Origin of the sequence: Streptomyces sp. ME02-8801-2C (assembly GCF_033793965.1) — a bacterium.
In the GTDB taxonomy this organism is placed as follows: domain Bacteria; phylum Actinomycetota; class Actinomycetes; order Streptomycetales; family Streptomycetaceae; genus Streptomyces.
Genome location: NZ_JARAXP010000002.1, coordinates 553,332 through 575,619, shown reverse-complemented (window position 1 = coordinate 575,619; position 22,288 = coordinate 553,332). Strand labels below are relative to the sequence as shown.

General features: G+C 70.7%; 18 protein-coding genes and 3 pseudogenes. 14 read left to right on the top strand and 7 right to left on the bottom strand.

The window, feature by feature from the left end; translation table 11 throughout:
• Window positions 1-128: 128 nt before the first annotated feature.
• Genes PV396_RS07200 through PV396_RS07190 form a run of 3 tightly spaced genes read left to right on the top strand, consistent with a single transcriptional unit; the run spans window position 129 to window position 1,801 of the window.
• Window positions 129-989 (top strand): alpha/beta hydrolase, encoded by an 861-nt coding sequence (locus PV396_RS07200; RefSeq protein WP_319201569.1) that lies wholly within the window; start codon window positions 129-131, stop codon window positions 987-989.
• Window positions 990-1,039: 50 nt separating this feature from the next.
• Window positions 1,040-1,282: a WhiB family transcriptional regulator gene (locus tag PV396_RS07195; RefSeq protein ID WP_319201568.1), complete on the top strand. Its 243-nt coding sequence runs from the start codon at window positions 1,040-1,042 to the stop codon at window positions 1,280-1,282.
• A 36-nt stretch (window positions 1,283-1,318) separates the two neighbouring features.
• On the top strand, window positions 1,319-1,801 hold the full coding sequence (locus PV396_RS07190; RefSeq protein ID WP_319201566.1) for a Dps family protein: 483 nt from the start codon (window positions 1,319-1,321) through the stop codon (window positions 1,799-1,801).
• Between the two features lie 17 nt (window positions 1,802-1,818).
• On the opposite strand, the gene PV396_RS07185 is transcribed toward PV396_RS07190, so the two are convergent.
• Both PV396_RS07185 and PV396_RS07180 read right to left on the bottom strand, forming a co-directional pair.
• A complete protein-coding gene (locus PV396_RS07185) occupies window positions 1,819-2,121 on the bottom strand; it encodes a hypothetical protein (RefSeq protein ID WP_319201564.1) in 303 nt (100 codons plus the stop codon).
• Window positions 2,122-2,138: 17 nt separating this feature from the next.
• Window positions 2,139-3,302: a sensor histidine kinase gene (locus PV396_RS07180; protein WP_319201557.1), complete on the bottom strand. Its 1,164-nt coding sequence runs from the start codon at window positions 3,300-3,302 to the stop codon at window positions 2,139-2,141.
• A gap of 152 nt (window positions 3,303-3,454) precedes the next feature.
• On the opposite strand from PV396_RS07180, the gene PV396_RS07175 reads away from it, so the two are divergent.
• From PV396_RS07175 to PV396_RS07155, 5 genes are all read left to right on the top strand, one after another.
• Window positions 3,455-3,823, top strand: coding sequence for a DUF4333 domain-containing protein (locus tag PV396_RS07175; RefSeq protein WP_319201556.1), 369 nt, complete (start codon window positions 3,455-3,457; stop codon window positions 3,821-3,823).
• Between the two features lie 35 nt (window positions 3,824-3,858).
• Window positions 3,859-4,545 (top strand): ABC transporter ATP-binding protein, encoded by a 687-nt coding sequence (locus PV396_RS07170; RefSeq protein ID WP_319201554.1) that lies wholly within the window; start codon window positions 3,859-3,861, stop codon window positions 4,543-4,545.
• A gap of 204 nt (window positions 4,546-4,749) precedes the next feature.
• Complete coding sequence (locus PV396_RS07165; protein ID WP_319201552.1) at window positions 4,750-6,756, top strand: FtsX-like permease family protein; 2,007 nt, start codon at window positions 4,750-4,752, stop codon at window positions 6,754-6,756.
• A gap of 43 nt (window positions 6,757-6,799) precedes the next feature.
• The gene (locus tag PV396_RS07160; RefSeq protein ID WP_319201550.1) at window positions 6,800-7,519 is read left to right on the top strand and encodes a response regulator transcription factor; all 720 of its coding nucleotides are present in this window, start codon (window positions 6,800-6,802) and stop codon (window positions 7,517-7,519) included.
• Between the two features lie 93 nt (window positions 7,520-7,612).
• Complete coding sequence (locus PV396_RS07155) at window positions 7,613-8,140, top strand: NUDIX hydrolase family protein (RefSeq protein WP_319202288.1); 528 nt, start codon at window positions 7,613-7,615, stop codon at window positions 8,138-8,140.
• 99 nt (window positions 8,141-8,239) lie between these two features.
• Here PV396_RS07155 and PV396_RS07150 read toward each other — a convergent pair whose 3' ends face one another.
• Complete coding sequence (locus PV396_RS07150; protein WP_319202286.1) at window positions 8,240-11,614, bottom strand: pyruvate carboxylase; 3,375 nt, start codon at window positions 11,612-11,614, stop codon at window positions 8,240-8,242.
• Window positions 11,615-11,713: 99 nt separating this feature from the next.
• Complete coding sequence (locus tag PV396_RS07145; RefSeq protein WP_319201548.1) at window positions 11,714-13,588, bottom strand: ABC transporter ATP-binding protein; 1,875 nt, start codon at window positions 13,586-13,588, stop codon at window positions 11,714-11,716.
• 180 nt (window positions 13,589-13,768) lie between these two features.
• On the opposite strand from PV396_RS07145, the gene PV396_RS07140 reads away from it, so the two are divergent.
• Window positions 13,769-14,770 carry a glycoside hydrolase family 43 protein gene (locus PV396_RS07140; RefSeq protein ID WP_319202284.1) on the top strand — a complete coding sequence of 334 codons (1,002 nt, stop codon included), beginning with the start codon at window positions 13,769-13,771 and terminating at the stop codon, window positions 14,768-14,770.
• Window positions 14,771-14,997: 227 nt separating this feature from the next.
• Here PV396_RS07140 and PV396_RS07135 read toward each other — a convergent pair.
• From PV396_RS07135 to PV396_RS07125, 3 genes and pseudogenes are all read right to left on the bottom strand, one after another.
• Window positions 14,998-15,111, bottom strand: a pseudogene (locus tag PV396_RS07135) (alcohol dehydrogenase); the annotation flags it as partial.
• 29 nt (window positions 15,112-15,140) lie between these two features.
• On the bottom strand, window positions 15,141-16,661 hold the full coding sequence (locus tag PV396_RS07130; RefSeq protein WP_319201546.1) for an AAA family ATPase: 1,521 nt from the start codon (window positions 16,659-16,661) through the stop codon (window positions 15,141-15,143).
• Complete coding sequence (locus PV396_RS07125) at window positions 16,654-17,529, bottom strand: universal stress protein (protein ID WP_319201544.1); 876 nt, start codon at window positions 17,527-17,529, stop codon at window positions 16,654-16,656. The genes PV396_RS07130 and PV396_RS07125 overlap by 8 nt, the downstream gene beginning before the upstream one ends.
• A 207-nt stretch (window positions 17,530-17,736) precedes the next feature.
• Here PV396_RS07125 and PV396_RS07120 point away from each other — a divergent pair.
• From PV396_RS07120 to PV396_RS07100, 5 genes and pseudogenes are all read left to right on the top strand, one after another.
• A pseudogene (locus PV396_RS07120) lies at window positions 17,737-18,409 on the top strand (universal stress protein); the annotation flags it as partial.
• 175 nt (window positions 18,410-18,584) lie between these two features.
• Window positions 18,585-19,190 carry a hypothetical protein gene (locus PV396_RS07115; protein ID WP_319201541.1) on the top strand — a complete coding sequence of 202 codons (606 nt, stop codon included), beginning with the start codon at window positions 18,585-18,587 and terminating at the stop codon, window positions 19,188-19,190.
• Between the two features lie 216 nt (window positions 19,191-19,406).
• Window positions 19,407-20,315 (top strand): DUF1918 domain-containing protein, encoded by a 909-nt coding sequence (locus PV396_RS07110; protein WP_319201540.1) that lies wholly within the window; start codon window positions 19,407-19,409, stop codon window positions 20,313-20,315.
• A gap of 60 nt (window positions 20,316-20,375) precedes the next feature.
• Window positions 20,376-21,368: an Acg family FMN-binding oxidoreductase gene (locus PV396_RS07105; protein WP_319201538.1), complete on the top strand. Its 993-nt coding sequence runs from the start codon at window positions 20,376-20,378 to the stop codon at window positions 21,366-21,368.
• A 327-nt stretch (window positions 21,369-21,695) separates the two neighbouring features.
• Window positions 21,696-21,949 (top strand): annotated as a pseudogene (locus PV396_RS07100) (universal stress protein); the annotation flags it as partial.
• Window positions 21,950-22,288 lie beyond the last annotated feature (339 nt).

The following is a 22,288-nucleotide window of genomic DNA, read 5'->3' as shown; positions in this document are numbered from 1 at the left end:
CACCGATGGCACCCACCGCGCCGACGCGTCACCGTGGACCGGCCACCCCGCCCCCTGGGAAGATCCACGCAGCTCCCGCAACACGCCGCACACCCCGCACCCCCTCCAACGACGCACCCGGAGAAGCCATGGCCGACTCCCGCGAGTACGTCCTCACCGGCACCCGGGGCACGATCTCCGTCCGCGAATGGCCTCGCCCCGCCCGAAGTGGTCCCGGCCACCCCACCGGGCAACCACCCCGCTACCTCGCCCTCATCTCGCACGGATACGCCGAGCACATGGGCCGCTACGAGGAGCTCGCCCATGTCCTGGTCACCCACGGCGCCACCGTCCTCGGCCCCGATCATCAGGGACACGGCAGGTCGGCGGGCGAGCGGGCGGTGATCGCGGACTTCGAGGACGTCGTCACCGACCTGCACGGTGTCGCCGCCCAGGCCCGGGCCGCCCGTCCCGACGTACCGCTCGTCCTGCTCGGCCACTCCACCGGCGGGCTGATCGCGGCCCGCTTCGCGCAGCGCCACGGCGACGAACTCGCCGCGCTCGTCCTGTCCGCGCCCGTACTCGGCAACTGGGACCTGCCCGAGCGTCTGCTCGCGCTCGACGAGATCCCCGACCGGCCGATCAATCCGGCCGCGCTGTCCCGCGATCCGGCGGTCGGGGCGGCGTACGCGGCTGACCCGCTGGTGTGGCACGGCCCGATGAGACGGCCGACGCTGGGGGCGTTCGTACGGACGCTGGACACCGTGGCGAAGAGCGGTGACATCGGAGCGCTGCCGCTGCTGTGGCTGCACGGCGACGACGACCGGCTCGTGCCCCTCGCCGGAAGCCGCGTCGGCGTCGAGGAGCTGCGCGGCACCGACTGGACGGAGCGGATCTTCCCGGGCGCCCGGCACGACGTCTTCCTCGAGACGGACAGAGCGGCGGCCTACGCCGAGGTGACCGCGTTCGTGGACCGGGTGCTCGCAGCCCGGACGGACCGCCCGAACTGAATGCCCTGCCGTCACGTTTCCACCCTTCCGACCTGGGCACCCGCGTCCCCATGGAGTGGTTGCGGCGAGCAGCGTGCGTGGGAGAGGACCCGGAACTGTTCTTCCCCGTGGGCACGACAGGGCCGGCGGTGCGGGACATCGCCGCCGCCAAACGCGTGTGCGCCCACTGCCCGGTGACCCCGCAGTGCCTGGACTGGGCCCTGCGCAGCGGTCAGACCTCGGGCGTGTGGGGCGGCACCTGCGAGGACGAGCGCGCCGCACTGCTCCGTACCGCGAGAGAACGGGTCCGGTAGCGAGATCCGGGCCGAGTCACGAGGAGGAGTGACCCCATGACTGTCGTGAAGAGCAGCCTGCCCGAGCCGGAGCGCCGGATCACCGGCGACGCTCTGCAGGAGACCTTGGTGGATCTGCTTGCACTGTCACTGATCGGGAAGCAGGCCCACTGGAACATCGTGGGGCCGAGGTTCCGTTCGATCCATCTGCACCTCGACGAGGTGGTGTCGGCTGCCCGCGCGTTCTCCGACACGGTCGCCGAGCGCTCCGCGGCCCTCGGTGTGCCGCCGGACGGCCGCCCCGAGACCGTCGCCTCGGCCTCCGTCTTCCAGGGACCGAAGGACGGCTGGCTGCATGACACGGAGGTCGTACAGCTTCTTGTCGAGGCACTGGCGACGGCGATCGAACGCCTGCGCAAGCGCGTCGAGGCGACGGAGGAGGCGGATCCGGTGACCCAGGACCTGCTGATCGGCATCACCGCCGAACTGGAGAAGCAGCGCTGGATGTTCGAGGCGGAGAACGCGACCCGCAGCGACTGACCCGCCCCCTCCTCGGGTCAGTCAGTCCCTTTCAACGCCGTCGCGTTGACGGACCGGTTGCGCAGCAGGAAGTCGACTGCGTCCACCACGTCGGCCGTCGTCGCGAGTCGCCTGGACGGCATCCGGGCCCGTAGGCCAGCCAGTAACTCGTCGGCTCGCCGCGCCAGTAGCAGCCGTCTGTCGCCGACGGCTCCCGGGTGCCGCTCCTCGGCCTGTCCGTACGGGAGTTGCGGCGCGTCCGTCGCGCGCCGCACCCCGTAGATGGCTTCGCCGGGACGGAGGAACCCGTCAGCTCCTCGTACGGGCCTCGACCGTGTCACCAAAGAGATCCTCCGCGTCACGTCTTTCCGGTGGGGAAAAGGGCCCGTACCTCCCAGCCCTCCGTCTGTCCGTCCGGCGGCCCCGCTCTCAGGTCACCGCCCAGGGCCGTGACGCGTTCCGTGAGCCCGACCAGGCCGAAGCCGCCCCCGTGTGCGGCGGCCGGCAGCTGGGTGCCGCCCCGGCCGTCGTTGATCACACCGACCTCCAGCCGGTGACCCTCGTGGCGGAGCCGGACGGTGATCCCGATGGCGTCCGCCGCGTGCCGTCGTACGTTCGTCAGGGCCTCCTGCACCACCCGGAACGCGGCGGCCTGCACCTCATGGGGGAGGTCGTCCGGCACGGCGGGGTCGCGGTCAAGGGTGACGTGCTGGACCGGGCTCGCGAAGCCGTCCACCAGTTCCGCGATGCCGGCCAGGTCACCGACAGGCCTGCGGTCGGCGGCGTCCGGGCCGGTGGCCCGCAGCACGCCGACGGTACGGCGCATCGACGCCAGGGCCTCGGTGGCCGCGTGTTCTATGCCCTCCAGGACGGTGTCCAGCTTCTCCGGCTCGGTGGTGGCCATCATGCGGGCCATCTGGGTCTGGACGAGGATGCCGGTGACATGGTGGGCGACGAAGTCGTGGAGATCGGCGGCGATCGCCAGCCGTTCGGCGCGCCTGGTCTCGACGACCGCCATGGCCCGCCGGTAGTCCTGCGAGCGCAGGAACGCCGCCAGACTGCCGATGATGCCGGTCATGACGAGCATCACCATCATGAAGCCCAGCAGGCTGGACGTGTCATCCTGGTAGAACCGCGCGGGTGTGCTGATCAGCGCGGCGGCGTTCAGAACCCCGCAGATCACGGCCCAGGGCTGGGGACAGCTCCGCACCGCGACGAACAGCAGACTCAGCAGGAGGACAGTCTCACCCGGGCCGAACAAGGTCTGCGCGCCCAGCAGCGAGCCCGCCGTGACCAACAGCGATGCGACAGCCGCCGCGCCCGTGCGTATCTGCGGGGTGAGCCAGTCGGGCCGATGCCTGGCCGGCCACAGCAGGGCGGTGTACCCGAGCAGCAGGACGACCGCGTGCGGCCAGACCGGGTAGGCGCTGTCGGTCGCCTCGAGCAGGTCGACGACCCCGGCCATGACCAGGAGCGCGACGACGAAGGCGCCGACGCAGTTTCGGGACGAATCCGATCTCATGCGAATCACCGTAGGCGCGGACAGCCGCGCTCGTATCGGCCGAAAGGCCGAGGCCCGCTCCGCCAAGGATGGCCGGACGGCCGAGGCGCGCGCAGTCCCTCGCGGGTGAGAGTGGAGCCACTGGCCACCCGCCACACCTTCAGGAGTACGAGATGCATCGCAAGGCCCTCATCAGCGTGATCGGTGGTGCTACCGCCGCGGTCGCCCTGGCCGGCGTCGGAACCTATCTGCTCGCGGGCACCGAGTCGACCACGGCCTTGGACGAGTACACGACAGTGCTGGTGGACGGCCACAAGGCACTTGCGGCCAACATCGTCGCGGGTCGCACGAAGGGCAAGTTCCACCCGGTTCCCTGGGTGGGCACGAAGGTCTCCAAGGTGTCCTGCCCGACCGGTCTGAAGGCCGTGACGGGCGCCCGCATCACCTGCACGGGCCGCACCGCCAAGGGCAAGGACATCGACATACCGGTGACGGTGGTGAAGGCGACGGCCACCTCCGTGACCTGGAAGTTCGAGCGCTGAGCGGCGCCGGAGAGACTGAGGAGAACGAGAAGACCATGAGTACCGTCCTGGCCGGCGTCGGCCTCACCAAGAAGTACGGCTCCACCGTCGCGCTGCACGGAGTCGATGTAAAGGTCGGCGTCCGCGAATCGCTGGCGATCATGGGCCCGTCGGGGTCCGGCAAGTCGACCCTCCTGCACACGCTGGCCGGGGTCGTCCGTCCGGACGGCGGCGAGGTCCTGCTGCACGGCGAGCGCATCGACGAACTGGGCGAGAACCGGCTGAGCGAGCTGCGCCGCAGGAAGTTCGGATTCGTGTTCCAGTTCGGCCAGTTGCTGCCAGAATTGCCGGCCGAGGAGAACGTCGCTCTGCCGCTGATGCTGAACGGCATGCCCCGTGGCCGGGCCGTCTCCCTCGCCCGCCGCTGGTTCGCCCCGCTCGGCCTGGACGGCCTGGAAACGCGCCGTCCCGGTCAGCTGTCCGGCGGTCAGGCCCAGCGCGTCGCGATAGCCCGTGCCCTGGTCGTCCAGCCGGATGTAGTCTTCGCCGACGAACCGACCGGCGCGCTGGACCAGGTGACCAGTGAGGAGGTCATCCGACTCCTGACCTCGGTCACCCGCGAGCAGGGCGCATCCCTGGTGATGGTGACGCACGACCCGGACGTCGCCGCCCACTGCGACCGTGTCCTCCAGGTCCGCGACGGCCGCATAACGGCCCACCAGCAGTACACCGTGGCGCCCTGAACGCACGCGCCACCGCTGCGCCGCCTTGCCGAGGGCCGAGCGATGCCCACCAGGTAGCCCTGCCTCCGCAGCCTTCTCCCCCACTCAGCGCCCCCCTGCCGTGGGCTGCCCTGTCCTGCCCTGCTCCCACGCCGGAGAACACCCCCACCGTCTGCTGCCCTGCCCGACCAGGGCCATGCCCCTCCCTATCGACCCGGAGCCCTCATGTCCTCGCCCGTCCCACAGTTGACGTGGTTTCTCGCTCGCCGCTCCGGTCGGCGTGGCCTGCACAGCCAGTTGCTGTCAGCCGGCGCCGCAGCCGTCGGCGCGCTGATCCTGCTGGTGCTGACGGCCGCCTACTTCGGCAGCGACGCCCGCGCCCAAGCCACCGCCTGGCGCACCCCAGTGCCCGACCGGCACGGCACCGCCGTACAGACGCTCGGCACGACGTACCTCGGCGACCGGCCGATCACCGTCGTAACGCTGGCCCAGTTGCCCGGCCGCAGTGCGACTCCGGCGCCCCCGGGGCTCACCGAGTTCCCGAAACCCGGGCAGGTGTATGTCTCTCCCGCTCTGTCCGACCTGCTGCACAGGACACCGGCGAACCGACTGGCCGACCGATTCCCGAAGGTGTCCTCGTACGGCACCATCGGAGAAGCCGGTCTCGCGGCGCCCGAGGAGCTCGTGGCCGTCGTGGGGAAGGCGGCGTCCGACCCCGCGGTCTCCGACACGGCCGAACCGCTCGGCATCTTCGGCCAGTTCAGCGGCCAGACCGAACGCGCGGTGATCTCGGGCTTCGACGGGACCAGGGTCAGTTTGTTCACCTCGGCGGACAAGCCCGCGGTGTCGATCGGCGTTGCCATCGTCGCCGTCCCCGTGATCGTGCTCGCGGCCGCCGCCGGACGACTCGGTACGGCCCGCCGTGAGCAACGGCTCGCGGCGCTTCGGCTCGCGGGAGCGACTCCCCGTCAGATCCTCGCGATGACCGGCCTGGAGTCGGCGGTCGTCGGCGCGGCCGGGGCGCTGACGGGCGCGCTGGCCTACTGTCTGCTGCTGCCCGCGCTCGCGGAGATCCCGTTCGGCATCGGCACCTGGCACACCGGTCAGCTCTGGGTGGGACTGCCCTGGCTGCTGGGGGTCGTGGCATGCGTGGCCGGCCTCATCGCGGTGAGCGCCATGATGACGCTGCGCCAGGTGGCGACCTCCCCGCTGGGCGTGGCCCAGCAGGCGAACCCGCGCAACACCCGATTCATCCGCCTTGTCCTCTTCGCCGCGGTGCTGCTCTACATCTATGTGACGACCTCGTCGGGCGGCGCGAGCGAACGTCAGCAGCTTGCGATGCTGCTCCTGTTCTACGGCGGCTTCTGGCTCCTCGGCCCGTGGGTCGTGGACCGACTCGGCCGGATCACCGCCCGCTTCGCCCGCCGGCCGGCGACTCTGCTCGCGGCACGTCGGCTCAGTGACGACCCGCGCGGTGCCTGGCGCACCGTCAGCGGGCTGGTCCTGGCCGGGTTCGTGGCGGGGTTCTTCACCGTGGGCAACGTGGGTATCGACGACTACCACTTCCCCGGCCAGATCGCCGTGCCCACCACCAGCACAGCCACGGCCCGCACTGCCACGGCCGAGGCCCGTACGCTGCTCGACGCGGCCGGGGTGAAGGCGACCGTCACCGCGGACGACGGTGACGAGGAGATACTCGGCGGCACCCCCGGCGTGCTCGTGCACGTCTCCGGCGGTACCGCGCAACTCGACACCGCCGTCACCGCCCTGTCGAACCTGGTGCCCGGCAAGTTGCCGTACACCGAGGAGTACGCCAACGCCGAGAACCACACCTTCACCGAACGCCTGGGCGAACTCGGTACCGCCGCTCTCGCGGTGAGCTTCCTCGTCGCGACCGCCTCCGCCGGACTGACCGCCGCCGCGAACGTGCTCGACCGGCGCCGCGTCTACGCCCTGCTGCGGTTGGCCGGCACCCCTTTGAGGCTCCTCGACCGGGCCAGGTTCCGCGAGACGGTCCTGCCACTGGTCGTGCTGGCCGGCGGTACCACCGGCGCCGGTATCTACGCCGCGTTCAAGGTGAACGAGATGTTCGACAGCACGATCAGCACCTCCGGTGCGGTGACGCTGGCGGTGTGTGTGACAGTGGGCGCGCTGGCCATGTTCGCGGCGATCGGAGCGAGCAGACCACTGCTGCGGTCGGTCACCGCGGATGCGGCGCAGACGGCGGACTGAGAAAGACGGACGACCCCTCCCACCCTTGAGGCATGATCGAGCCATGACCCCCGACCCGCCCAGCCCCACGATTCGTGTCCTGATCGCGGACGACCAGGACATGGTCCGTACGGGTTTCCGTTTCTTTCTCGACGCCCAGCCCGACATCACCGTGGTCGCCGAGGCCGCCGACGGTGAGGAGGCCGTGGCGCTGGCCCGCCGTGAGCGTCCGGACGTGTGCCTGCTGGACATCCGGATGCCCAGACTGGACGGCCTGGAGGCGACCCGGCTGCTGGCAGGACCCGGTGTCGCCGACCCCATGCGGGTCGTCGTGGTCACCACCTTCGACCTCGACGAGTACGTGTACGGGGCCCTGCGCGGCGGCGCCTGCGGGTTCCTGCTGAAGGACTCGGGGCCCACCCTCCTCGCGGAGGCGGTACGGGCCGCCGCAGCCGGCGACTCCCTGGTGTCGCCGTCGATCACCGTCCGGCTGCTCCAGCACATCACCGCCCCGCAGAGCACCGAGTTCCGCCCACCGGGCCCGCCACCGTCACCGGTCTCCGCCGCGACTCTCAAGGAACCGCTCACCGACCGCGAGCTCGACGTGGTCCGGCTGGTCGCCCTCGGCCGTACGAACGCGGAGATCGCCGCCTCGTTGCATGTATCCCTCTCCACGGTCAAGACGCATCTGTCGAGCGTGCAGCTGAAGTTGGCGGCGCGGAACCGGGTGGAGATCGCGGCCTGGGCGTGGCAGAACGGGTACGCGCGCCCCGACACCCTCTGAGAGCGCGGCCGGTCACCCGGATGTGGCGCGTTCGACGTGGAGCGGCTATGCAGAAACAGGACGAGTTGAAAGTACGATCAGCCAATGTCTGACATGATCGAAACCACGCCCGGCTGGCTGGCACCCGACGAGCTCGAGCAGTCTCGCGCACGGATGCCGATCCTGTACGTCGAAGCCGTACCGGTGCGCGTCGACGACAACGGCGAAGTCACCAGCATCGGCCTGCTGCTGCGCATCGGATCGGACGGCACGGTCAGCCGCGCTCTGGTCTCGGGTCGCGTCCTGCACCACGAGCGTGTGCGCGACGCCCTGCTGCGCAACCTGGAGAAGGACCTCGGCCCGGTGGCGCTGCCCAGGGTCCCGGCCTCCCCGCAACCCTTCACCATCGCGGAGTACTTCCCGACGCTGGGTGTCACCCCGTTCCACGACCCCCGCCAGCACGCGGTGTCCCTCGCCTACATCGTCCCGGTGGCCGGAGACTGCCGTCCCCGCCAGGACGCCCTGGACCTGGTGTGGTTCAGCCCGGAGGAGGCGTCCTCCCCCCTCGTCCAGAACGAGATGCCGGGCGGTCAGGGAGTCCTTCTCAAGCAGGCCCTGGCCCATGTCGGCCGTCTGTCCTGAACCCCGGACGCACCATCAAATCCCGGGAACGGCAGGCTGACCCACGTTTTTCGCGCACGAGAAAGGGCCGGTGGTGTTCCACCGGCCCTTTCTCGAGATTCAGGCGATCTCGACGAGCAGATCGCCGCCCTCCACCTGCTGGATCCGGTTGATGGCCAGCCTCGTCACCTTTCCGGCCTTCGAGGCGGTGACCGCGGCCTCCATCTTCATCGCCTCGATGGTGGCGACCGTGGCGCCGACCGCCACCTCGTCCCCCTCGGCGACGGCGAGTGTCACCACGCCGGCGAACGGCGCGGCGACGTGCCCGGGGTTGGCCCGGTCCGCCTTCTCGGTCGCCGGGATGTCGGAGGACACGGCGGTGTCGCGCACCTGGATGGGCCGCAGTTGGCCGTTGAGGGTCGACATCACCGTACGCATGCCGCGTTCGTCGGCCTCGCCCACGGCCTCCAGCTCGATGAGCAGCCGCACGCCCGGCTCCAGGTCGACGGCGTACTCCTTGCCCGGCCGCAGCCCGTAGAAGAAGTCCTTGCTGTCCAGCACGCTGGTGTCGCCGTAGTTCTGACGGTGCGTCTCGTACTCGCGCGTCGGCCCGGGGAACAGCAGCCGGTTGAGCGTTCCGCGCCGGTCCTTCGCCAGCCCCGTACGGTCGTCCGAAGTCAGTTCCGTCATGGGCCTGGGCGCGGCACGGCCCTCAAGCGCCTTCGTGCGGAACGGCTCCGGCCAGCCGCCGGGCGGGTTGCCCAGCTCGCCGCGCAGGAAGCCGATGACCGAGTCGGGGATGTCGAACCTGTTCGGGGTGGCCTCGAAGTCCGCCGGGGAGACATCGGCGCCCACCAGATGGAGCGCGAGGTCGCCGACCACCTTCGACGAAGGGGTGACCTTCACCAGCCGGCCGAGGATGCGGTCGGCGGCGGCGTACATCGCCTCGATCGCCTCGAAGCGGTCGCCGAGGCCCAGCGCTACCGCCTGGGTGCGCAGGTTGGACAGCTGCCCGCCGGGGATCTCGTGGTGGTAGACGCGCCCGGTCGGCGAGGCGAGGCCCGCCTCGAACGGTGCGTAGATCCTGCGAACGCTCTCCCAGTACGGCTCCAGGTCGCCCACGGCGGTGAGGCTCAGCCCGGTGGGCCGCTCGGAGTAGTCGGTCGCGGCGACGATGCCCGACAGTGACGGCTGCGAGGTGGTGCCCGCCATCGACGCCACCGCGCCGTCCACGGCGTCCGCGCCGGCCTGGATCGCGGCGAGGTAGGTGGCGAGCTGACCACCGGCGGTGTCGTGGGTGTGCAGATGCACCGGCAGGTCGAACTCTCGGCGCAGCGCCGATACGAGGGTCGCGGCGGCCGGGGCGCGCAGCAGGCCCGCCATGTCCTTGACGGCCAGGACATGGGCGCCCGCTTCGACGATCTGCTCGGCGAGACGGAGGTAGTAGTCGAGGGTGTAGAGCCGCTCGGACGGATCGGACAGGTCGGACGTGTAGCAGAGGGCGACCTCGGCGATCGCCGTTCCCGTCTCCCGTACGGCGTCGATGGCGGGCCGCATCTGGTTGACGTCGTTCAGCGCGTCGAAGATGCGGAAGATGTCGATGCCGGTGGCCGCGGCCTCCTGGACGAAGGCGTCGGTCACCTCGGTCGGGTACGGGGTGTAGCCCACGGTGTTTCGGCCGCGCAGCAGCATCTGCAGACAGATGTTCGGTACGGCCTCACGGAACGCGGCCAGCCGGTCCCAGGGGTCCTCGGCGAGGAAGCGGAGCGCGACGTCGTAGGTGGCGCCGCCCCAGCACTCCAGGGAGAGCAGCTCGGGCAGGGTCCGCGCGACCACGGGGGCGACGGCGAGCATGTCCTTGGTGCGGACCCGGGTCGCCAGCAGCGACTGGTGCGCGTCGCGGAACGTCGTGTCGGTGACGCCGATGGTCGGTGACGCGCGCAGCCACCGGGCGAAGCCCTCGGGGCCCAGTTCGACGAGCCGCTGCCGGGAGCCCGCGGGCGGTTCACCGTCCGGCAGGGGCGGGATCTTGCCGACCGGGTCGATCAGCTCGGGCCGTTCGCCGTGCGGCTTGTTCACGGTGACGTCGGCGAGATAGGTGAGCAGCTTGGTACCGCGGTCGGCGGAGTGCCGTGCCGTGAGCAGGTGCGGCCGCCGCTCGATGAACGAGGTCGTGACGCGGCCGGCCCGGAAGTCCGCGTCGTCGAGCACGGCCTGCAGGAACGGGATGTTGGTGGCGACGCCACGGATCCTGAACTCGGCCACGGCGCGCCGGGCCCGGCTGATCGCGGTTTTGAAGTCGCGTCCCCGGCAGGTGAGTTTGACCAGCATCGAGTCGAAGTGCGCGCTGATCTCCGTACCGGCGTGGGTGGTGCCGCCGTCCAGCCGGATGCCCGAGCCGCCCGGTGAGCGGTAGGCGCTGATCCTGCCGGTGTCCGGGCGGAAGCCGTTGGCGGGGTCCTCGGTGGTGATACGGCACTGCAGTGCCGCCCCGTGCAGGGTGACGGTCTCCTGCGAGAGCCCGAGGTCGGCGAGCGTCTCGCCGGAGGCGATGCGCAGCTGCGACTGTACGAGGTCGACGTCGGTGACCTCTTCGGTCACCGTGTGTTCGACCTGGATGCGCGGGTTCATCTCGATGAAGACGTGGTTGCCCTCGCGGTCGAGCAGGAACTCCACGGTGCCCGCGTTGCGGTAGCCGATCTCGCGGGCGAAGCGCACCGCGTCGGCGCAGATCCGGTCACGCAGCTCCGGGTCGAGGTTCGGCGCGGGGGCCAGCTCGATCACCTTCTGGTGGCGTCGCTGCACCGAACAGTCGCGCTCGAAGAGGTGGATGACATTGCCCTCGCCGTCGGCGAGGATCTGCACCTCGATGTGACGGGGTTCCACGACGGCCTTTTCCAGGAAGACCGTGGAGTCACCGAACGCGGAGGCCGCCTCCCGGGACGCCGCCTCGATGGACTCCCGCAGTTGGGCGGGGTCCTCGACCCGGCGCATGCCACGCCCGCCACCACCGGCGACGGCCTTGACGAACACCGGGAACCCGATGTCCTCGGCGGCGCGGACGAGTTCGTCCACGTCGGTGGAGGGGGCGGAGGAGCCCAGCACGGGTACGCCGGCCTCGCGGGCGGCGGCCACCGCGCGCGCCTTGTTGCCGGTCAGCTCCAGCGTGTCGGCGCTCGGTCCGACGAACGTGATGCCGGCCTCCTCGCAGGCGCGCGCCAGGTCGGGGTTCTCCGACAGGAACCCGTAGCCCGGGTACACCGCGTCCGCACCCGCCCGCTGTGCCGCGCGGACGATCTCCTCGACGGAGAGGTAGGCGCGCACGGGGTGTCCGGGAAGGCCGATCTCATAGGCTTCGTCTGCCTTCAACCGGTGCAGTGAATTGCGATCCTCGTGCGGGAAGACGGCCACGGTCCTCGCACCCAGCTCATAGCTGGCACGAAATGCCCGAATCGCGATCTCACCACGGTTGGCGACCAGCACCTTGCGGAACATCCTGGATCCCTTCAGCCTGCCGGTGACGCGCACCATGGTGTCGGTACGGCCCGGCTCGCGCCATGTGAACCGGGCCACTCATATCCACCGGTACCGCGTTCAGCGCAGGTCGGCCCGCTCGGGGCTGTCGCCAAGGGACTCGTCCACGCGCTTGTCGTCGCAGTTGTCGACGCTCTCATCGAGGGCGTCGTCGAGGAAGCCTCCCGACTGGTGCTGCCACAGCTTCGCGTAGGCGCCGTCCGTGGCGAGCAGTTCCTGGTGCGTGCCCTGCTCGATGATCCGGCCGCGGTCGAGGACCACGAGTCGATCCATGGTGGCGACAGTGCTCAGCCTGTGCGCCACCACCAGTGCCGTCCGCCCCTCCATGAGCCGCCACAGCGCCTCCTGTACGAGGAGCTCGCTCTCGGAGTCGAGGGCGCTGGTGGCCTCGTCGAGCAGCAGGATCGGCGCGTCGCGCAGGATGGCCCTGGCGAGCGCGACCCGCTGGCGTTGTCCGCCGGACAGTTTGACTCCGCGCTCGCCCACCATGGTGTCGAAGCCGTCAGGCAGGGCGTCGGCGAACTCCGTGACGTGCGCGGCCTCGGCCGCTCGGCGGATCTCGGCGTCGGTGGCGTCGGGCCGGGCGAACGCGATGTTGTCCCGCAGGGTGCGGTGGAACATCGCCGGGTCCTGCGGGACGTAGGCGATCAGGCTGCGCAGGTCCGTCTGGCGCAGCCGGCTGATGTCCTGGCCGCCGATCAGGATCCGGCCCGCGTCGATGTCCGTCATCCGCAGCAGCAGCCGGCTGAGCGTGGTCTTGCCTCCGCCGGAGCGGCCGACGAGACCGATCTTCGCCCCGCTGGGCACCGCCAGGTCGAGTTCCTGGAAGAGCGGATCCGCGCCCGCGTGGGCGAAGGTGACGTTCTCGAAGCGGACGTCGGCGGCCCGGGAGCGCAGTTCCTCGGGCGATGTGGGGTCGAGCACGGTCGGTTTCGTCAGCAGCAGTTCGGTGAACTGCGCGGCCTCCGTCATCGAGCTCTCCAGCCGGCGGTAGATCTGGTTGAACTCGAACATGATCCGGGTGGCGTTCGAGTAGTACGTGAACGCGACCACGACCGCCTCGACGCCGAGCGCGCCCCCGGCGAGCGTGACCGCCAGCAGCAGGCCCAGGGCGTTGGTCAGCACGGACAGCGGCGCCACCAGCGTGTCGATACGCAGGTTCCCGTAGTCCCACGACCTCAGCGTGAGCCGCCGCGATACCGCGACTCGTGACCGGTGCTCGGCGGCCTCGCGTTCCTCGGCGGCGAAAGCGCGGACCGTGTCCATGTTCATCAGGCTGTCGGCGACATGGCCCGACACCCGGGCGATCGCCTCCTCCCGCTTGGCGACGAGCGTCTGGCGGCGCCGGATCAGGGGCACCACGCACACCCCCGTCAGCGCGATCATCGTCAACAGACCGACGACAAGCAGCGGTTCGTAGCGCCACAGCACCACTGATCCGAACACCAGTGGCACCAGAGAGCCGATGACCTGGAACGTCAGCGTGTCGACGAACTCCTCGAACCGGGAGGCGAAGCTCAGCACCCGCTTGGTCAGCGATCCGGCGAAGTTGTCGTGGAAGAACGCGGCGTCCTTGGCGAACAGTTCGTCCATGCCGATCACGTACAGATGCTCGATGCCGCGGGCGTCGACCCGGTTCAGACAGTGCAGGCCCACCCGCCACAGCACTTCGGCGAGCAGCAGAACGCCGGCGAAGCCCAGTACGTAGGGCAGCGCCGAGCCGACGGTGATGGAGTCGTCCCCGGCGATGCGTCCGACGAGCTTGGCGACGACCAGCGGCGCGATGTAGTTGATGCCGATGTTGCCCAGCGCCGGGAGCAGCATCGCGGGTACCGTCAGCCGCCGGAGCCTGGCCAACTCCCGTCCGTAATAGCGAAGCGCGAGGAGCACCGATCCCTTGCCCGGTGAAAGCTCGCGCGATTCAGGCGATTCCATACCAGCCCTGTGTTGTCGTACCGCAGCCCCGCCACGCAGGTGCTTGAGAACACGCACATGCTTCAGCGGTCGAATTGTCCCGCGTCGCCGCCCGCGCGGTCCAAGCGTTTTTCCCGGCCACCCGCCTGCCGTCGGGGGGCGTCGTATCCTGCGGCGGTGGCTGACTCCGACACCGAGCCGATGCGGCTTCCCGACATGCCGCTGCACGATCCGTTCGTCGTAGCCGACCCGCACACCCGCGTCTACCACCTCTACACGTCCAACAACCCGTCCGTGTCGGGCGTGGACGGCACCGGCACGATGGTCTACCGCAGCCGTGACCTGCGCGACTGGACGCGGCCCGTCGTGGTCTTCCTGGCCGCCGAGCAGCCCGGGATGTGGGCGACCGACGGCGCTTGGGCACCGGAGGTGCACGAATGGGACGGCGGGTACTACCTGTTCACCACGCTGCACAACGAGAACAGACCGCTTCCGGTGCCGCCACCGAACCGTTGGGGAACGCCGTTCCAGATCCCCGCCTACATGCGCGGCACGATCACGGCCGTCTCGTCGTCGCTGCTGGGCCCGTTCACGGTCGTCGACGCCTCACGCCCCACTCCGCCCGAGAACCTCATGACCCTCGACGGCACGCTCCACGTGGACCCGTCCGGGCAGCCGTGGATGGTGTACGCGCACGAGTGGCTGCAGACGATCGACGGAACGATGGAAGCGATCCGGCTGGCTCCGGACCTGTCCCGGACGATCGGGGATCCCGTCTTCCTGTTCAAGGGTTCGGACGCGTTCTGGCTGTCCGAGGAACTCCCGGCCGGTCTGCCGAACCAGCTCCCGCCCTATGTCACGGACGGTCCGCAGTTGCACCGCACCCCTGACGGGTCCCTGCTCATGCTGTGGTCGACCTACGAGAAGAACGTCGTCGGCCGGGACGGGAACATCAGCGGCGGCTATGTGCAGACCTACGCCACCTCGAAGTCCGGCAACCTCACCGGGCCGTGGCGGCAGCACCGGCCGCTGGTCCGCGAGGACAGCGGTCACGGCATGCTCTTCCACACGTTCGACGGCCGACTGATGATGATCGTCCACCGCCCCTTCGACAACGCGCGGGGCAAGCTGTACGAGATGGAGCTCCTCGGCGGCGAGCTGCGGATACTCCGCCGACGCGCCGACCTCGACGGCGGCGGCTGACACAGCCCTGGGCTGCGCGGGAACGCCGGAGGCCGTCTCCCCATCGCTGGGAAAACGGCCTCCGACCTCCGACTTTCACAAGTCGGGACGACAGGATTCGAACCTGCGACCCCTTGACCCCCAGGAGTAGGGGTCAGGGGTATTTTCTGGATACAGCAGACTTAATCGGGGCCGATAATGTGCATAGCAGGCTCCGTCGTGCACCGTCCTCCCCTCGCTCCAGCACGGCAGACGGTGGTGGCGTCGACGCGCACGACGGCATCGGTCGCCTCCTCGATCACGGGATCCGGGACGGTGTCCCAGGAGATGTGCCCCGGGCCGTGACGGACGAGCGCTCGCACGGTACTCACTCACTCGCTCGCGTCTCCCGTCAGTCCGGCTCCATGTAGGGGCGGCGGAAGACCGGGGCCTGGCCGGTGCCCCAGGGACGTACAGCTGCCAGTGCCCGGGCGACCGCGGAGTCCAACGTGCCACTGGTGTCGAGGGCGACGGCCTCGGGCCACGCGGCTTCTCTGGCCGCCATGGCGGTGGCGATGTCGACGTCGGCGTCGGACGGGCCGGAGGCGCGCGTGCTCAGGCGGGCCGCTGACACGTCGTCCGGAACGTGGCAGCGCAGGGCGACCAGGTCAGTGCTGGTGCGTTCGGCCATGCGCCGTGCCGCTTCCCGCTGCGCCGTGTCGGACCAGGTGGCGTCGAGGACGACCGACTCACCGGCGGACAGCAGGGCCGCCGCCCGGTCGAGGAGGGCGGCGTAGGTTCTGGCGGTCCACTCGGGTGTGTACAGCCCTTCGCCGTAGCCGGCCGCCGCGGACTGCTCCGCGGGAATGCCCGCCAGTTCCTTGCGGACGCGGTCGCTGCTGAGCAGGGTGACCCCCAGCCGGTCGGCCAGCGCACCGGAGAGGGTGGACTTCCCGCTGCCCGGCAGTCCGCCGACGACGGTCAGGCCGACGGCGGAGGTGCGCAGGTGGCGCAGCGTCGTCGAGACCAGCCGCCGTGACGCCGCCTGCGCGCCCGGCGCGCCCTGGCGGGCTTGGATCAGGGAGACTTTGGCACGGACGAACGCGCGGTAGGCGACGTAGTGGTGCCACAGCGACGCGGGAGCCGGATCACCGGAGTACTCGCCGTACTGCGCAAGGAAGTAGGCGGCGGCCTCCGGGGCGCCGAGCTGTTCCAGGTCCATGGCGAGGAACGCGGCGTCGTCCAGGCCGTCGACGTAGCGCAACCGGTCGTCGAACTCCAGGCAGTCCAAAACGCGGGGGCCGTCGTCGAGGCAGAAGACGTCCTCGGCGAGGAGGTCGCCGTGGCCGTCGACCACCCGCCCTTGCTCGATACGGGACGCGAACAACCCTTCGCGGCCTGCAAGATAGCGGCGCACCAGTTGTTCCGTCTCCGTCATCCCCTCGGGCACGGAGCCGCCGTCGGCCAGCGCGTGCACCTGCGCGAAGCTTGCCTCCCACCGTGACGACAGGGCGTCCCGCGTGCCCTGCTCGTCCACGTCCGGGCCGCGGGGCGCTTCCGCGTGCCATGCGGCGACATGCCGGGCGACAGCCCGGAGGACGTCGTCCAGGTCGCCCCCTTCGCGTACCAGGCGCGAGAGACGACGGTCCGCCGGCATGCGGCGCATCACCACGAGGGGCTCGGGGGCTTCGACGTCCGGGCTGCTGAACTCGCCCAGGCCCAGATAGACGTCGGGGGCGAAACGGCGGTTGAGAGCGACCTCGCGCTCGCACGCGATCCGCCGCGCCGCCCGCGTGGTGTAGTCCAGGAATCCGAGGCGCACCGGCTTCTTGACCTTGTAGGCGTGGTCCCCGGCGAAGAACACGATCGCGGTGTGGGTCTCGCACACCTCCGCGCGCGGGGGCGGTGGCCCGTGGTGGCCGTGCTCAGTCATGGGGGACGACGGCGACGGGGCAGTGTCCGTGGTGGATGGCGGCGTGGGCGACCGGACCCAGGTGGGGTGCCACACCGTGCCGGTGCCGGTGCGCCCGCCGGCCGACGACCAGCAGCGCGGCACCCTCGGCGGCTTGAACGACGGCCTTGCCCGGGTTTGCGAGACGGATGCTGTCGGCCACGTCCACCTGCGGGTACTTCTCGCGCCAGGGACGGAGCGCCCTGCTCAGTTCCCCCTGCGCGTCCCGCGTCATCTCGTCGGTGGCGGCGTGGTCCACACCCCAGGGCACGTGTGCGTGGAGCGGCACGCTTCGGCCGTGCACGGCCAGCAGCGGAACCTCCCTGACCGCGGCGGTGAGGAACGCGAAGTCGAGCAGGTCGTCGGAGGGTGCGTGCAGTTTAAGGGCCACGACCACGTGCCCCGCGGGTGCCGGATGCGCTCCCTGCGCGGGGGATTCGGCGCGGACCAGTACCGCCGGCCGCTCCGCCCGGGCCACGACCGGCATGCTGACGTCGCCCAGGAAGTAGCTCACGTGGGCTTCCAGCCCCCGTGAGCCGAGGACGATCATCTCGGACTCCGAGGCCGCCTGGAGCAGAGCCTCCTGGGCGTCGTCGGCCACCAAACTCCCGACGACGGTCAGGCCCGGGTGACGGGCCTGCAGCTCAGCCCGCGCGGTGTGCACGAGACGCTTCGCCCAGTAGTTCTGGTCGACCTCGGAGGAAGCGTGCGCGGGCTCCGGCGCCAGCAGGGGCCACGCGTGCAGCAGGCGCAGCGTGAGCCGACGCTTCTCGGCCTCGTCGGCGGCCCAGCGGGCGGCAGCGAGACTCTCGGGTGAGCCGTCGAGGCCCACGGTGACAACTGGCTGCATGGCGGCGGCCTCCGTCTCGTACGAAGCTGGATACGACGGTGGATGACGGTGAACGAGCCCGATGGCGTGCACGCGCCGGACGTCGCCGACATGCCGAGCGCGGTGCTTCTCTCCTTCGAGGAGTACCCCAATCCCCTCCCCGGCGCATGTGGAGCCGTGGAGGAGGAGGCCGGGCGCGTGGCACCCGCCACGAGAGGAGACGGGGCGATGGCGATTCCCATGGTGGTCGGCATCGACGGGGCCGAAGCAAGTCTGGAGGCGGTGGACCGGGCCGCCGACGAGGCTGTCCGGCACGGTCTTCCGCTCCACCTCGTGCACGCGGCGGCTGGTGACCGCGAGCCGTCCGACGCGGTCACTGCCACCTCGGAACGCGCCGAGGAAAGCAAGGGACGCACCACCTTCGCGCTGGTACTCGGGTCCAGAGGGCTCGGAGACCTCGCCGGCATGCTCCTGGGCGCGGTCAGCCTGGCCGTGGCCGCCCGAGCGGACTGCCCGGTCGTCGTGATGCGCGGTGCCGCCGAGCACAGGGACGGCCGGTTCGGGAACATCGTCGTCGGTGTCGAGGAAGGGGAAGGCAGCGGCACGGCCTTGCAGTTCGCGTTGCGGGAGGCTCACGTGCGGAGCTGCCGACTGACGGCGGTGCACGCCTGGAACCCGTCCTCCAGGGCTCTCACCACGCGGCCGGCTCCGTCGTGGTACGCCATGGAGGCCCACCGGCGCCCACCGTCCCAGGTGCTCGACGACGCCCTGCACGGCATCGCGGAGCGGTATCGCGACTCCGGGGTGAGTTCCACCGGTGATCGAGGGCCTCGCCCGCCGGGCGTTGCTGGACGCGGCGGCGGAGGTGCATCACGCGCCGTGTCCCGTCGCGGTCGTTCCCCCGGACATGACCGACATGACCGCGGTCCGCGCACACGGACGAGGCCGGAATCCGGTGAACCTGGAGCCGGAAAGCGGCTCTACAGGGACTTTCGGCCCTGTGCCCCGAGCCCGCTGCCGGGCGACGGTGGGCGCAGGTGGCGGGGGACGGCCGACGAGTTGCTGGAGGCCGACTCATGAGCGCACGAGGTTCGCCGTACGCGTCCGGTCCGCCGTCCGGGCGCGGCGACAAGACGCCCGAGGGCGCGAACCCCCTGAGGCGTACGTCCGACAGACTCGAATGCTGGCTTTGCCGCGTCCTGATGGCCGTACTCGTCGTCGGGCTGCCGACAGCGGCGGTCAGCGCGGGACTGGCATCGTACGAGGTGTCGATGCGCACCGTACGAGCCCAGGCGGCGGACCGGCACCAGGTCACGGCCCGGCTGACGGCGCGTGTCAAGAACGATGACGAGCTGGCGAAGCGCCCGGCGCGGGTCCGCTGGACCGACGCCGACGGCAACGTCCACGGGGCAACCGCCCTCGTGAAGTCGGGAACTCCCAAGGACGCCACCGTGCGTGTGTGGGTGACACGGGACGGAACCGTCACCGGTCCGCCGGTGAGCACGCTCAACGCGACGACCAGTGGCTGGATGGTGGGCGGTATGGCGGCCGTCGGCGTGGCCGCCGGCTCCTACGCGGCCCGGGCAGGCATACGCCTGGTCCTGGACCGCAGAAGGTATGCGCGGTGGGACGCCGAGTGGGACCTGGTGGAACCGCAATGGTCCGCGCGCTTCCGCCGGTGACGCAACCTGCCACCGGAACGCGGCTTCCTGGTGGCGGCGGGGCTCGAGTCGGCACTCGACTACCTGGCCCGCTTCCATGCCGGGCCCGAGGACGTCGACGCCTTCGCTTCAGCGCCGCGCAGACGGAACAGCCTCCCAGGCTGATCGGCCCCGTGCGGCCGTCCGTCGCGCGTGGCACGTTGGATACAGCACCATTCTGAGGAGAGGGCTGACGTCATGCGAGCTCACCTCGGCGACCAACTCGTCATCGAACGCACGACGACCGGCGCCGCCAAGCGCGACGGCGAGATCGTCGGACTCCATCACGAGGACGGGACGCCCCCTTACGACGTGCGCTGGTCGGACACGGACGAAGTGACGCTCGTGTTCCCCGGGCCCGACGCCCACATCCGCCATCTCGAACACGGCTGGCCCGGGAGCACCGATGCCCCTTCGGGTCCGGACACGGCCGAGGCGGAGGCCGTGCCGCCCAGGGCACCCGGCCCTGGTGACATCGGCCGACGCGTGGCCGTCGAACGCCACAGGCAGCGGCTCAGCCGTGAGGAGACGGCCCGCCGCGCCCGGATGTCCCCCGGTTACCTGGAGTACCTGGAGTCACGGCCTGGCGACCCGAGTACGGCGACCCTCATCAGGCTGGCCGACGCGCTGGGCACCACTGTCGCCAAGCTGCGCGGCGGAGGAATGGATCTGCCGCCCGGCCAAGGACAGGCGCTGCTGCATCCTCAGTTGCGGGACATCGGCCCGGAGGAATGCCGCACGTTGCTCTCCACCCACGGCGTGGGGCGCGTCGCGGTGTCGGCGCCCGACGGCCGCCCGGCGGTCGTGCCGGTCAACTACGACGTCGTGGATGACGCGATCGTCTTCCGGACCGCGCCTGAATCCACACCCGCCGCGGCCATCGGATCCGAGGTCGCCTTCGAGGTCGATCACATGGACGAGGCCATGAGCCAGGGCTGGAGCGTCCTCGCCATCGGCCCTGCGAGCGTCGTGACGGAGCCTGACAGCGTTCGCAGGCTCACCGAGCACGCCCGCACCACGCCATGGGCGGGCGGTGCACGCGAGATGTGGGTGTCGATCCAGCCCGCACACCTCACCGGCCGCCGCATCGCTCCAGCCGATGGATGACCAGGCAGTCACAGGCCGCTGAGGAGCGTTCCCGTCCCAACGGCTCCGGAAGGAGTCTTGATGAGCCGGCCGGCACTGTCCGACGAGTGGGTGGCCGCCGCGGTACGCGACGCGGTGGCCGCGCCGTCGATGCACAACGCGCAGCCCTGGCGCTTCCGTTACCTCCGGCGTACCCGCGCTTTCGAGGTGTGGGCCGACTTCGAGCGCACCATGCCGCACTCCGACCCCGATACCCGCGGCGTTCATCTAGGCTGCGGTGCCGCCCTGTTGAACCTGAGGACCGGCATCGCCCACGCGGGCTGGCACCCGGAAACCCGGCTCCTGCCCGACCTCAGCGACAAGGCACTTCTCGCGAGCGTGCGGCTGGTCGGCCGTACGCATCGTGCGAGCGGCCTCAGCGTGCTGTATCCGGCGATCCGCCAACGGCACAGCAGCCGCCACCCGTTCGAGGAGAGGCAGATCCCCGAGGCCGTGCGGGAGAGCCTCCGCGCGGCCGCTCGCGCTGAGGGAGTGACACTGACGTTCCCCGACTCATGGCATCTGCGGGAAGTGCTGGAACTGGTTCAGGAAGCCGAGGCACGCAACATCACCGACCCCGGCAGCGACCAGGACCTGGCCCGGTGGACGCGTACCGACGCCCCGTCGGTGAGCACCGCCGACGACGGAGTCCCGCACTACGCCTTCGGGCCGCGCAAGCGCGGCGGCAGGGCACCCATGCGGGACTTCGCGGGCCCCCGGCAGGTGGCGGGACGTGACGCGGCGGACTTCGAGCAGAACCCTCAGCTGGCTCTCATCAGCACGGATCACGACCGCCCGGAGGACTGGCTCCGCGCCGGCCAGGCGATGGAACGCGTCCTGCTGCTGGCCACCCGCGAGGGCCTCGCCAGCTCCTTCGTGACCCAGCCTCTCGAATGGACGGACCTGCGCTGGCCCTTGCGTGACCCAATGACCGGGACGGGCTACACGCAGGTCCTGCTGCGCCTGGGCTACGGCCCCAACGGCCCCGGCGCGCCGCGCCGTCCCGTGTCGGAGGTACTCGACATCGAAGCCTGACCCTGGACTGGCCACTGCCTGGGTTCACGCCCGGACACGGAGGTGGACCGTAACCCAGGAAGCGGTCATGTGCTCCTCGGCGGTCACCGCCCCCTCCTCGGCGAGCTCGGACAGACGCTGATCTGGGCGTGGCGCGCCGGACGGGTACCGCTGGGAAGGTCGTCGCATCCCTCACGATGTTCGGGGTGTCGGGCATGCCTCGGGTCGTTGACGAGCGCGCCGGGCGGTTGGTCGTGCCGTACGTCTCCAGCGTCGTCGCGACCCGGTGCACCGCAGTCCCGCCGACGTCCGCCCGAAGCGAGCGCCGGCCTGTATGGGGTGGCCCCGATGGAACTCCCGCTGGTCGTGGGCGTCGACGGATCGGACTCCAGTCTGACGAAGCGGCACCGCACGCGGCCACTGCGGCTCGTCCATGCCTCCCTCTCGCGGTTCGCGCCCGGCTCCGAGACCCCGAGGTGAAAGTGTCCGCCGACGTAGTGGCCGCCGATGCGGTGTCCACGCTGCTTCGAGCGGGGTCCGAGGCGTTCGCCCTGGTCACGGGCGTTCGTGGGCGCGGCGCGGTCGCCGGGCCGCTGTTGGGGTTCCGCCCTCAAGGGGCGGCCGGCCACAGGACAGGAGCGGATACGGCACCCAGCACGCGGAGCCGTCCGGGCACACCTCAGCGACGGCCGTGAACCGCTGCGGTGGCAGCCGGAGGCCCGCTGCCGAGCACCCGGGCCACAACACCCTGACCTGCACTTATAACTCTGATCGCGCCCGCGCGCCGGGCATCGAACCGATGCCCGGCGCGCGGACCTGGTGCGGCGGAAGCCGGGCCACTGGCCACTGTTGTGTCATCACTTCGGGGGCTGCCACGGCGGCAGCACCCGAAGTGCCACCCGAGCGGCGGAACCCGCATCATCGCTTGGAGTGGCCGCCGG

Coding starts and splice junctions, on each gene's coding strand:
- PV396_RS07110 (WP_319201540.1), top strand. CDS start 19,407: ATGCGAGCTCACCTCGGCGACCAACTCGTCATCGAACGCACGACGACC.
- PV396_RS07170 (WP_319201554.1), top strand. CDS start 3,859: ATGAGTACCGTCCTGGCCGGCGTCGGCCTCACCAAGAAGTACGGCTCC.
- PV396_RS07160 (WP_319201550.1), top strand. CDS start 6,800: ATGACCCCCGACCCGCCCAGCCCCACGATTCGTGTCCTGATCGCGGAC.
- PV396_RS07145 (WP_319201548.1), bottom strand. CDS start 13,588: ATGGAATCGCCTGAATCGCGCGAGCTTTCACCGGGCAAGGGATCGGTG.
- PV396_RS07140 (WP_319202284.1), top strand. CDS start 13,769: ATGCGGCTTCCCGACATGCCGCTGCACGATCCGTTCGTCGTAGCCGAC.
- PV396_RS07150 (WP_319202286.1), bottom strand. CDS start 11,614: ATGTTCCGCAAGGTGCTGGTCGCCAACCGTGGTGAGATCGCGATTCGG.
- PV396_RS07115 (WP_319201541.1), top strand. CDS start 18,585: ATGAGCGCACGAGGTTCGCCGTACGCGTCCGGTCCGCCGTCCGGGCGC.
- PV396_RS07130 (WP_319201546.1), bottom strand. CDS start 16,661: ATGACTGAGCACGGCCACCACGGGCCACCGCCCCCGCGCGCGGAGGTG.
- PV396_RS07105 (WP_319201538.1), top strand. CDS start 20,376: ATGAGCCGGCCGGCACTGTCCGACGAGTGGGTGGCCGCCGCGGTACGC.
- PV396_RS07175 (WP_319201556.1), top strand. CDS start 3,455: ATGCATCGCAAGGCCCTCATCAGCGTGATCGGTGGTGCTACCGCCGCG.
- PV396_RS07180 (WP_319201557.1), bottom strand. CDS start 3,302: ATGAGATCGGATTCGTCCCGAAACTGCGTCGGCGCCTTCGTCGTCGCG.
- PV396_RS07200 (WP_319201569.1), top strand. CDS start 129: ATGGCCGACTCCCGCGAGTACGTCCTCACCGGCACCCGGGGCACGATC.
- PV396_RS07195 (WP_319201568.1), top strand. CDS start 1,040: ATGGAGTGGTTGCGGCGAGCAGCGTGCGTGGGAGAGGACCCGGAACTG.
- PV396_RS07125 (WP_319201544.1), bottom strand. CDS start 17,529: ATGCAGCCAGTTGTCACCGTGGGCCTCGACGGCTCACCCGAGAGTCTC.
- PV396_RS07190 (WP_319201566.1), top strand. CDS start 1,319: ATGACTGTCGTGAAGAGCAGCCTGCCCGAGCCGGAGCGCCGGATCACC.
- PV396_RS07165 (WP_319201552.1), top strand. CDS start 4,750: ATGTCCTCGCCCGTCCCACAGTTGACGTGGTTTCTCGCTCGCCGCTCC.
- PV396_RS07155 (WP_319202288.1), top strand. CDS start 7,613: ATGATCGAAACCACGCCCGGCTGGCTGGCACCCGACGAGCTCGAGCAG.